Genomic DNA, 11,443 nt, shown 5'->3' with positions numbered 1-11,443 from the left:
TCGATGAACGAGCAGCAGTTCAACGCACTGGTGGCGCTTGAGGAAGCGAAGCGAACGGGCCAGGCGGCTTGTGAGGTGCCGGCTGCGGAAGCTGCCTGGCTTGCCGAGCAGGGCTTTGTCGCTGACGGCGCAATCACCGATAGCGGCATTGAAGCGCTTGAGCCGTATCGCGCCAAGCGAGCGGTGTTTTTCGCCGCTGGCTTTGGTTCGCGCTTGATGCCTATCACGCTGAACACGCCTAAGCCGCTTATCCGCGTGCACGGCGTTCGCATTATTCAGCGGCTTATCGATGCGGTGCGCGCTGCGGGCATCGACGAAATCTACGTGGTGCGCGGCTACCTGCCGCACGAGTTTGATGTGCTGGCTCAGGAAAACCCCGGCATTCACTTTATTGACAACCCTCACTATAACTGCACGAATAATATCTCGTCGGCCATTGCCGCGGCTGAGTATATGCGCGATGCCTACGTGTTCGAGTCAGATTTGCTGCTGCGCAACCCGAAGCTCATCACGCGTTATCAGTACGCTACGAACTACATTGGCGTGCCGGTTGAGCATACCGACGACTGGTGCTTGACGGTCGAAGACGGCCGCGCCGTGCACATTGCAAAGGGCGGCGACGATTGCTATCACATGTTCGGCATCTCGTATTGGACCGATGCGGACGGGCGCCGCTTGGCCGATTGCTTGCAAACGGTTTTCCAGCGCGATGATGGCAAGCAGATATTCTGGGATGATGTTGCCTTGAACTGGTATCCGGATGATTTCGATGTGCGTGTGCGCGCTTGCACATTCGATGACGTGCGCGAAATTGATACGTTCGCCGAACTGCAGGAAATTGACGAAGCGTACCGCTGCTAGTCGGGCGCGTTAAGCTGAATATATACGAAATGCCAAAGCGTGCACCTCATGAAAGGGTGCACGCTTTTTTGCAGGGTGTCATTTGGGCGCTGTGGTTCGTGTGCATGACTACCGACATGAACCTTGTGTGTTCAAACCCGCAAATCTAGACATTGCTATTGAACAATCCCTATAATCTCGCTTGAGATTGTAAGGGGAATGTCATGGGTTTATCAAAACGAGAATTCGCCGTGCTGGTGGCGCAAACTTGCCGCGGGTATCTGCGCCATCGCGTTTGCGCACGTGCTGGCGCAAAGAAAGCCGAAGAGCTTGAAGCTGCCGACCTGGCTGCTGAAACGAAAGCGTAGTATATTTCAAGTCAATGAAGTTTTACGGGATGGCTGCGATGCTAAGGGTAGTGCCATCCCTTTGTTTGCAATCATGCGTGTATCTTCGTGTATCGTCTGTTTATTTATGGAGCGATTCATCAATGAGCCGAACGACTTTGCTTGCCGTTGCGTTCCATGAAAATGCATGGGCTATGTGATGGTTTACTTTGACGGAAGCTTCTTCTCTTTCTTTGGGGTTGCGAACGTAGTGAAGAATAGCTTCAGCTATGTCGTTCGGAGCTGTGCTGCTGAGAATGGTTCCATAGCTGTCATCAGGGATGACTTCTTTTGCACCTGCGCAATTCGATACCACAATAGCGTTATTTTGACTTGCAGCTTCTAAAAGCACCGTGGGGAGCCCCTCCGGATATTCCGTTGGCAGGCAAAATATATCGCTGCTTGCAAACAAAGACGATATATCAGCAGGTGCTAAAGGTCCGACATAATAGACGCTATGTGAAGTTACCTGCTTAACTTCTTGCTCCAAAGGTCCGTTCCCAGCTATGACAAGAGCAACATCATCCTCTGTTCCAGCAATCTGCTTCATTGCTGCAATGAGGTTCGTGACTCCCTTTTCGGGGACCAATCTTCCAACGTAGGAAACGATACACGTATCTTCTCCTATAGACAGCTTGGCTCTCCAGTCGATATTTGAATTGATCTGTTTGTATGCGTCAGCATCAATTGAATTCGGTATTACTCCATTTGCGTCAATTCGAAGCGATTTTAGCCAACGCACGCTTCCTTGCGAAACTCCATAATAGTTGGGTTTGAATAAATTTAGCAACGAGGTCATTGCTCGCTCCCAGATGCGAATTGCAAACCCGGCAATGCTGTCGGTTTTCGACAGAAAACCTGAACTGTGGTCAATGATGATGGGCTGAATTTTGTTACGTTTTGCGGTAAGGCACCCCATCAAGGATATTGGATAGTATCGCGTGTTTACGATTACTGCATCAAATGCCACTTCTTTTTGTGTTTGAAGTGCCCTTAAACAGCTAGGTGTTGGTTTTGGCAGCGGAAAGCGGTCTCCCATTATGGAGAATGAAGGAATCGTTATTAGTCTGGTTCCCGTGTTTGTAATTTGGTCACTAAAGGATGACGCGGAAGTAAAGATAGTGACGCAATGACCTTGGCTTTGAAGTTTGTCGGCTAAGCTTTCCACGAAACGTTCTACGCCGCCAATGTGGGGGGCGTAATATGCGGTGTAAAGGGCGATGTTGTATTTCATGTTAAGTCCTACTTCGATAGCGAATAGAATTAAATTCCAGGCGCATTTCTGGCGATGTTTGCCATGCTGGTTACTATGAGTTTCGCTTGCGGCTATCAACATTTTGATAGCCTTTGGTATGTATAATCAGTGATACTCAGGATATACGGCTAAAAGCATCGCAAGACTGAAGGCGAGGAAATCTACGAGTCCAACGATTCGGCGATTCTACTGTTCATCGTTTTGCGCTTTGAAATCCTCAAGTCGCTTTTGCAAAAGAGCCTGTTCCTGCACTAAGTTTTTAATTTTAATCGTTTGTCCGCTTACGATGACGCTAAGGGAAAGACAGATTGCCATAAGAAGCAATAGCCCCATGAAGAAAATGAAATTTGAAGGGGTTTCGAAACCAAGCAGGGTGGACAGGCGATATATGGGAGTTGGGAAAATCGCGCAAATTGCCGCAATCACTGTTAACAGCATCCAAAGCAGCGAATATTTTAAAAGCATGCGGTTTTTTGCAACCAACGATATGACGTAGGCGAAAAAGGCAATCGCAGCAATTATCACAACAATCTGAAGCACGGAAATCATCTGATATCAACCACCTTGTTACTGGGCGCTCTTTGCCAGGCCGGTAATTGCAATCGCAATGGAGACTTTAACCATATAGTAGATGCTTGAAAGGCCCCCGATTGACGACTTGCCCCCCTGGCGTTCGTGCATTAAAACGGCCACATCCTTGATAGCAAGGCCATTTTTCAGTGCGAGAACGATAGACTCCGGTTCAGGATAGTCGATAGGGTAGGATTTGCTGAACAATTCTATAGCGGTTCGGCTGCATGCTCGAAAACCAGACGTAGGATCGGTGGCGGTTTTGCCGGTAAATAGTTTGATCCAGAAGGATAGCCAATTGATGCCCACGCGCCTGAGCCATGTTGAGCGAAAGTTTTCCCTGTCGTCCGCAAACCTCGACCCGATGGCCAAGTCTGCTCCTTGTGAAATGGCGTCCACCAGGTCGGGGATGCAAGCCACGTCGTGCTGGCCATCTCCATCAAATTGGATATTGATATCGTATCCGTGCTCCAGGGCATACTTGTGGCCCGTTTGAACGCCTCCGCCAATTCCAAGATTTTGCGGAAGGGAGACCACGTTGATGCCGTTATCCTTGCAAAGCTGAAAGGTGCTATCGGTTGAACCATCGTTGATGACAACGTAGTCCCATCCGGCGTCTGAGACCGTCTTAGCAACCGCAACGATGGACTCTTCTTCGTTGTAGGCTGGTATCACGATCAGGACACGCGGCGCTTGATCTATGCGGTTAGAGGGCATTTCCATGATGCTTCTTTCATCGCTTAAGGGCTTATAGGGCCTCTGCTCTATTTTGCCTGCTGGACTGCCTTAATGAGCAGCCGTTTATCAATTCGGTTGAATTGATTGTCGTCTCCGACAAATACCAAGCGGTTGATGTCCCCGTTAAGCTCTTTGAGGTATTGGATAGCGAAAGCCATGCTGTCCAGGTTGGTCGAATCTACAAGCAGCATGGCGGCATCGTTCTCGATGGCGTAGCCTCCAATGTTGAACGAGTTGAATGGCTGCCATGTTGACGAGACTATAAGCGAACGAACGTTCTTTCCCTGTTGCTGCAAGGTGGGGATTATGTAGTCCGCATTGATTCGTTTGTTCGCCAACGATGCGTTGTCTTCGCAAATTCGTGTGCCGATAACTCCGCTATTATGAAGTCGCGTGAGCATTTCGTCTGGAAACGTTCGGTCGCTTCCAAGAAACAAAACCGAACTAAAATGGCCCGACGTAAGAACTCCCCAAGTTTCATTGTCGATTTGATCGTTCTCGTCAATATAAAAATATGGCGCCTTCTTCAGCGTCGAGTACGGCAAAAGCGACATTTGGTCGCCAAAGCAGCCGTCCCATGAAACGATGGCGCAATCACCCCATTGCTGAGGCTCTGCAGAGCGGTAGATATCAAGTGCTGCAGTTTGCGGTTCCGTCGCCTGTGCGAATTGAAGGTGCGCATCGTTGAAGTGCTGCTGAAGCTCGGCCAGGACACCTTGCTCGCGCTCGCTTGCCACGCCGGCAACAATAATGGTGCTAGGTTTCAGGCGCTGCAGCTCTTGCATGGTGGAGTCGGGGATATGGTCCGGCTTGATAAGCAGAAGCGGCGCATCATAAGCTGCTGCAAGCGCTGCTGCAGAGAAGCAAATCGACGGTAGCTCGGCAACCGATAGGACAACCGCATCCGAACTCGGACGCTCGCAAAGCGCCGAAAGCTTTACGGCGGTACCGTAGCGGTCATCGCCGGCAATGGTGGTAGCGATCTGGTCGTCAACGGGCACCGGGCTAACAAGCGTGTCGTACACAATCGCTTCCGATTCGGCGCTTCCGATATGGCCTCCAAGCGCGCGGTACGCATCGCAAACTTCCGACGCGGATCCCATCATGCGCGCGTGGCCCTTTTCGATCCAGATTGCCTTGTTGCAAAGGCGCTCGATCTGGTCATTGTTGTGCGAAACAATCAAAACAGTCACATCGTGCTCTTTGATGAGGCTCATGATGCGCTGCTCGCATTTTTGCTGGAACATGAAGTCGCCAACGGAAAGAACCTCGTCCACAATCAGGACGTCAGGAACAATCACCGTTGCAATGGCGAAGGCTATTCTGGCCACCATGCCCGAAGAGTAATTCTTCATGGGCATGTCCAGGAATTTCTCGATTTCGGCGAACTCAACAATCTCATCGAAATGCTGATTGATGAATTTGCGCGAGTAGCCCAGCAACGCGCCGTTCAGATAGATGTTCTCGCGGGCCGTCAGCTCGAAGTCGAAACCAGCGCCGAGCTCAATTAGCGGCGCGATATTGCCGTTGACGTGGCAGGAGCCGCTGCTGGGTTCAAGGACGCCGGCGATGATTTTGAGCATGGTCGACTTTCCGGAGCCATTGGTTCCCAGAATGCCGAACACGTCGCCCTTGCGCACCGTGAACGATACGTCGTCGATGGCTCGAAATTCCTTGAACATAAGCTCGCGCTTGGCGAAGGCCACGGCATATTCTTTCAGGCTGTTCAGCTGCTCGCTGGCCATGTTAAACACCATCGATACGTGGTCGACGTCAATCATTACGGGCCGCGTGTCGACGACGCTGCTTTGATCAGTGTGGCTGGCCAGCGGGGAAGTGTTTACGATTTCGGTCATGATATAAGCCGCCTAAACGTAGAGAATGAACTTCTTCTCGGACTTTTTAAATACAAGCAAGCCGATGGCGAAAGTGATAAGCGCCATACCAAAGCAGATCAGGTTTTCCTGCAGGTCAGGCGTGCAGTTATACATGGCGATATCGCGGAAATACGTCACGTAGTGGTACATGGGGTTGAAGAATTCAGCTTGCTGCATCCAATCGGGTAATAGGCTAACGGGATAGAACAGAGGGGTTGCGTACGTCCATGCGGTGATTACGACGCCCCACAGGTGGCACACGTCTCGGAAGAAAACGGCTAGCGCCGAAAGCAGCATGCCAAGTCCGCTACAGAACAGCAGCATATAGATAAGAAGCAGGGGCAACGCGAAAAGGTTCACCGTCGGGGCGATGCGGAAGAAGGCCATAACCAGAACAACCGCAATAAGCGAGATGGCGAAGTTTACAAGCTGGAATAGCACTTTTTCGATAGGGAAGATAAGCTTTGCGATGCGAATCTTCTTAATAAGCGGAGCAGATTCGAGAATCGACGTCATTGCGCCGGTCGTCGAGTCGGTCATAAGGGTAAACAACACGTTTCCCAAGATAAGGTACATGGGGAAGTTCGCAACGTCGCCGAATTTCAGGACATTCGTGAAGACCGCGGCAAGGACGCACATCATCAGCAGCGGGTTCAGAACCGACCACAGCACGCCAAGAACGCTTCGGCGGTATTTCAGCTTGAAGTCTTTTGAAACAAGGGAAGTGATGGTGAACCAATTGCGGTGCAGCTGGCTCTTCTTTAAGGCTTCGATCATTGCATTCCTTGTGTACGTCGAATACGAGTTGCTCTTCTTTTCGTTTGCAACAACCGCTCATGATATCGTAAACACGATAGCTGTTGGTGGATGTATCATGAATTGATAGGTGGGGGTTGAGTGCTTGGTGTCCTGTTGTGTGCTGCCGACGCGGGGCTTATGGATTCGAGTGGTTATTGATTCCTGCTTTAAGCGCGCTATTTGGCGTTTGGTTGGTATGCGGTTTGGCCGAAAGTGATTAGGTCGTTCTCGTGATTGACTTGCTCATTTGATGAAGGTTTTACTTAGCAAGAAGGCTTTCGGCAAACCTGATTGCTCTCGGTCTGTTTTCGCATATTATCAATTCAGTTAATCAATGGACGGATGTAGTGAAATGAAAGGGCTGGGTTATTAGTAAATGTGGGGGCTGTTCTTTCTGTGCGCCTTAGTTATATTGCTGTTGCTGTACGTGCCGGGCTTCTTTCTCGTTCGGTCTTTCTCGCATGACTCTTTGATGTCTCTTGCGATTTCCCCAATCTTTTCCATTTCTTTGTATGTGATTGCAGGCGTTTTGCTTGGACTTTTGGGCATCTTTGCCGAGTGGTGGATGATTGCTCTTCCTATTGCAGTTTTGACAATTGGCTGTTTTGGCATCTCGCATTTTCCGAGAAGGAAAGAGGCTTCGATTTATCGCAATAGCAAGACCGGTAATGATTGGCTTGCGCTTGCTTTGTATGTCGTTGTCGGGGTCGTTATCGTAGGATTATTTTTCGTCAGGGATTTAAATGGGCCTGACTCTTTCGCTCAGCTGTACGATAACGCTTCTCATTTAAACACTATTCGTTATATGGTTGAGAATGGAAACTATTCTATTCTCTATACGAGTTTGTATTCTGTTGAGGAGATATCGTCCGGAATCGCTCCAACCGTGTCGAGCGGTTCATTTTATCCTGCGGGTTGGCATGTAGTGACCGCACTTGGGTCGGCAATCTCGGGAGCAAGCGCTCCTATTGCCGAGAACGCTTCATTGTTCGTTTTCATGGGGATAGTGTTTCCTGCGTCAATGGCTTTGTTGATGTTGAAAACATTTTCGGATCGTTTGATTGTTTTGCTCGGGTCGTTCATTACTCTCTCGTTCTCTGCATTCCCTTGGGGATTCTTGACGTTCGGGCCTTTGTATTCAAATCTTGCGGCTTATGCCGTCACTCCCTTAGCTGTTTGCTCGGTGGCTTCCGTTTTCTCCGTCGACCAATCGAAAGCGGGTCGCTTGAGGTGGGGTATAGCGTTTCTCGCTGCATGCTTTGCTTTTTTTGCGCTGCAGCCCAACGCTGTTTTTACCGTGATTGTTCTTGCGGCTCCACTTTGTGCTGCGAACCTCATGGGGTCGCTGAGTTTGGCGGGCGTGAGCAAAAGGCGTTCGGGATTGATTTGCGCGTCAGTGGTGCTGATTCTCGCTTTGGCGTGGATAGTTGCGTGGCGCCTTCCGTTTTTTGAGGGTATAGTGACCTATCCCTGGCCTCCTTTCGAAGGGCGTTTGCAGGCTCTCATTGGCGCTCTCGATTTGTCTTTACGCGCTTATCCTAGCCAGTTGTTGCTTGCCGGACTCGTTTTGATCGGTGCCATCTGGTCGTTGTTCAAAAAGAAATATCGGGCTTTAACGGTATCGTATGCGATTTGCATCGTAATGTTCGTGCTTTGCGCTAGCTCGGATGGTCCTCTTAGGAGCTTGCTTGCTGGGTTTTGGTACAACGATGCCTATCGCATAGCTGCGTTGGTGGCACTTTCTTCAATTCCTCTTGCTTCAATGGGCATGTATGTGGTGTTCCGGGCTGTCGTTGCCCTTGGGGCGAAATTGAAGATTTCGAAACCAATTGTCTGCACTGTCGGATGTCTGGTCGTTTTATTCGGGGTGTGCTTTATCTATCGCCCATCGAGCATGATTGGCATCGGCGATGACGAGCCTGCGTTTGAGGTGGTGGATAGCAAATTGATTTGGCTGTCTGCTGAAGACGTGCGTCGTTATACGGTTGAAGAGTCCGATTTCGTGAACAACGCGCTAGATCTTGCAAAAGACGATCCGGGCGGCATTGTTAACATTCCCTACGATGGAAGCGTGTTCTCGTATGGGTCGAATGGCGCTAACGTTATGTTTCGAAGCTATATGACGGCGGGTGCAAGTTCTGAAAAGCCGGAAAGCGTTCTGGTGCGTGAACATCTAGACGAAATTAGCGACAATGAATCCGTTAAAAATGCGGCTGCCGCTCTGAATGCAAAATATGTCCTTCAGCTTGATGCGGGCGGTATTGGCGCTTCGTCATCGAGTTTGGACGATGGTGTCGCCGATGCTGAAACGTATAACGGTATCACTTCGATCAACGAAGACACTCCCGGGTTTTCTTTATTGGCTTCAGAAGGCGACATGCGTTTTTATAAAATCGATGGTTAGCTCAACAGTGTCGTATGCAACCGTACGTTCTTGCATTCTGGGATAGTCGTTTATTGACGTTATCCGAGCGTATCGCAATAGGATGGTTTGACTCGAGAGGATAGATAGCTATGGGTTTGTTGCACGATGCGATTAGTCGTTTTGTTCCGCCTTCGTCGCGCTCCTTTCATGCATTGTTCTCAGAAGTGCTTGATCTCCGGAATGATGTCAGGGTTCTCAATGATGAAGTTTGGAAGCTTCGTGAGCAGAATATGGATTTGCAAAAGCTCTGCAGTGAATTGGGTGACTTGGTTTCAGCATCGACGTCTTCGTTAAAGGATGATTTTGACGCTCATGACACGCATGCAAAAATGATGCTATGGAATATCATGCAAGAAGATGGGGAATCGCTCGAATCGACAAAAAGAAGGTTTTTCGGAACCCTTCCTGAGGCTGAGGGTGATTTGCGATTGCTCCAACAGGGGAATTCGCGTCTCCTTTTCGAATTCGATTCATTTTGCAGGGAGCACAACGTCCAATACTGGCTTATGTTTGGCACATTGCTTGGTGCGGTCCGCCACGGTGGTTTTATTCCTTGGGATGATGATCTGGACGTTGGCATGATGCGCGGGGATATTCAAAAATTAATCCACGTTACAAAAGCCAGTGATAAATATCGCATCAGCAGTGCGTTTGACTGGCATGCGCATTGTTGGCAGCTCCGTTTTATGTACCGTGATATCGACAACCCTTGTTTCATCGATTTGTTCATTTTTGATTACTCCAAACGATATGGCGCTGAGGTGTTTGGCGATTTGGTTTCCTTGAGGCAATCAATGATAGACGAGATGAATTCAGCGGATAAGCTTGCTTTCTGGAACCGTGATAATCCAATTCTGGACGCTAATGACAAAAGCTCGCTTTCGGAAGATGTTTGGGACGTCTTCCGCTCTTATCGGGCAAAGGCGGAGAGCATAAACATTACTAGTGCATCCTGCGAGGATTGTTCTGGCATCACTTTTTCTATCGAGAATTATTGCGATAGCAACGATGGAATTTTGTCCTACGACATAAAGGATATCTTTCCTGTAGAACGTTTACCGTTTGCGGGCACTGCCGTTTCAGTGCCTCGAGATTATCTGGGGATTCTATCTAGGTATTACGGTGATATATGGAGCTTGCCGAAGGATATTCATTCGCATTATAGTCATGTGCCAAGCGGCGCTCTTGCAAAAGAGGAGACGAAAGCCGCTATAACGAAACAACTGCGCGAACATTAAGGCTTGACGGACTTTTTATTCCCGCAAATGGCCTCCGAATTTGCAGGTTGTGCTGGCAGGAGAATGCGCAAGCGAGTGGCGATGCGAGTATGCTGTCAAGTGCATAGGCGACCGAGCGATTGCGCCTATATTCAAATTGCGGCAATCGCTCGGTACGAGAGTTGCTTGATGGCTGCACGATGATGCTGCGTTGCTGAGGCTAACCAACGCAGCATCATCGTTATGCGGCCTTGTTGTCTTGCTTGGGTAAGAATCGCTTGAACAATCGGTCGAACAGTTTTTTCGCGAACTCGACGATGGTCGTGTCAATCAGGAATGCGGCGATAGTTGAAGCTATAAACACAAACAGCGCGACGCCAATGAACATCAGAAAAGACGGTGCGCCAGGAAAAATCGGCAGCATGTTCTTGAGTGGGATGAGAATCATCATATGCACAAGGTAAATGCTAAATGAATGCTTTGCGATGAACGATACGAGCTTAGAGGGCTTCATCTTGTCGCCGAGGAACAAAAGCAGCGCATAAACGCCTAAAGCTAAAATCGTGTAAATCGGGGAAACGTCAGTAATGTTTGAAGTCATGCCTGCGTTCATCAGAAGCACAGTTGCGATCAGGCAGAGAGGCGAGACTGCGGCGAGTATTCGTTTGTTCCGATGGGTAAAGAAGTCCTCGATATATTGACCCAGGCAAAATGCGAACGAAAAACCTGAAAAGAGGTATCCCCATCGAAAGCTGTAGCCAGCGTTTTCGGCAACAATGGTCAGGAGGTTAAAGGCTAGGCCTATTGCAAGGAACGTCTTTTGTTCGAACTTTGTTAGTTTTGCAAACGCATGGGCTAAGAAAGGCGCAACTAGGATGCATCCCATAAGCGAGAAAACAAACCAATATTCCGTGCTTGCAAATCCATACGAGGAGTTCTTAATAAAGTATTTTGTGAATTCTGATACCGAAATCGAAGGATAAAGGTCGTAAAACGATCTGATGAGGAAGAAGATAAGAATGGGCAAGACGATATTGCGAATCTTGTTGTAATAAAATTTCTTCACGCCTGCATCATCGGTTCTTTCACGAAGATTGAATTTTCCCGACAAGAGGAAAAACAGCACGTTGCCGGTGAGGAACAACGCTTGTAGAGCCCAGTAAATCCATAGGCAGGCCGTGCTGCTTTGGTCGACGAAGTAGAGCGAGTGGACGGCGACAACGAAGAAAATTGCCACCGTTCTTACGAAATCGTATTTGTATAAGCGCATGTTGCTCCTTTGGCGTTTGCTATTTGTGATGCAGACGTATGATACTATCAATTGTTCTTTGAGGATG

The 11,443-nt window shown here is 49.0% G+C and carries 10 protein-coding genes; 4 read left to right on the top strand and 6 right to left on the bottom strand.

All coding sequences use genetic code 11. The features are described from left to right. Positions 1-3: 3 nt before the first annotated feature. Together ET524_RS08640 and ET524_RS11565 are read left to right on the top strand one after the other, a co-directional pair. Positions 4-861 carry an NTP transferase domain-containing protein gene (locus ET524_RS08640; protein ID WP_129425015.1) on the top strand — a complete coding sequence of 286 codons (858 nt, stop codon included), beginning with the start codon at positions 4-6 and terminating at the stop codon, positions 859-861. 203 nt (positions 862-1,064) lie between these two features. Next, positions 1,065-1,208, top strand: a complete 144-nt coding sequence (locus tag ET524_RS11565) for a hypothetical protein (protein WP_161566655.1) — start codon at positions 1,065-1,067, stop codon at positions 1,206-1,208. A gap of 100 nt (positions 1,209-1,308) precedes the next feature. On the opposite strand, the gene ET524_RS08635 is transcribed toward ET524_RS11565, so the two are convergent. From ET524_RS08635 to ET524_RS08615, 5 genes are all read right to left on the bottom strand, one after another. Continuing rightward, positions 1,309-2,460, bottom strand: a complete 1,152-nt coding sequence (locus tag ET524_RS08635) for a glycosyltransferase family 4 protein (protein WP_161566654.1) — start codon at positions 2,458-2,460, stop codon at positions 1,309-1,311. Positions 2,461-2,667: 207 nt separating this feature from the next. Beyond that, positions 2,668-3,030 carry a DUF2304 domain-containing protein gene (locus ET524_RS08630; RefSeq protein ID WP_201738744.1) on the bottom strand — a complete coding sequence of 121 codons (363 nt, stop codon included), beginning with the start codon at positions 3,028-3,030 and terminating at the stop codon, positions 2,668-2,670. Positions 3,031-3,048: 18 nt separating this feature from the next. Continuing rightward, complete coding sequence (locus ET524_RS08625) at positions 3,049-3,774, bottom strand: glycosyltransferase family 2 protein (RefSeq protein WP_129425011.1); 726 nt, start codon at positions 3,772-3,774, stop codon at positions 3,049-3,051. 41 nt (positions 3,775-3,815) lie between these two features. Further along, on the bottom strand, positions 3,816-5,645 hold the full coding sequence (locus tag ET524_RS08620) for an ABC transporter ATP-binding protein (RefSeq protein ID WP_129425009.1): 1,830 nt from the start codon (positions 5,643-5,645) through the stop codon (positions 3,816-3,818). Positions 5,646-5,657: 12 nt separating this feature from the next. Further along, entirely contained in the window at positions 5,658-6,443 is a 786-nt protein-coding gene (locus tag ET524_RS08615) for an ABC transporter permease (RefSeq protein ID WP_129425007.1), read from the bottom strand. 397 nt (positions 6,444-6,840) lie between these two features. Here ET524_RS08615 and ET524_RS08610 point away from each other — a divergent pair, with 397 nt between their 5' ends. Both ET524_RS08610 and ET524_RS08605 read left to right on the top strand, forming a co-directional pair. After that, positions 6,841-8,868: a DUF6541 family protein gene (locus ET524_RS08610; protein WP_129425005.1), complete on the top strand. Its 2,028-nt coding sequence runs from the start codon at positions 6,841-6,843 to the stop codon at positions 8,866-8,868. Between the two features lie 110 nt (positions 8,869-8,978). Beyond that, a complete protein-coding gene (locus tag ET524_RS08605) occupies positions 8,979-10,127 on the top strand; it encodes a LicD family protein (RefSeq protein WP_129425003.1) in 1,149 nt (382 codons plus the stop codon). Positions 10,128-10,347: 220 nt separating this feature from the next. Here the strand turns inward: ET524_RS08605 and ET524_RS08600 are convergent, their stop codons facing one another. Beyond that, positions 10,348-11,376, bottom strand: a complete 1,029-nt coding sequence (locus ET524_RS08600) for an acyltransferase (RefSeq protein ID WP_129425001.1) — start codon at positions 11,374-11,376, stop codon at positions 10,348-10,350. Positions 11,377-11,443: the final 67 nt, after the last annotated feature.

This window comes from Senegalimassilia faecalis (assembly GCF_004135645.1).
GTDB lineage: Bacteria > Actinomycetota > Coriobacteriia > Coriobacteriales > Eggerthellaceae > Senegalimassilia > Senegalimassilia faecalis.
This window is presented reverse-complemented; position numbering and strand designations above follow the sequence as displayed.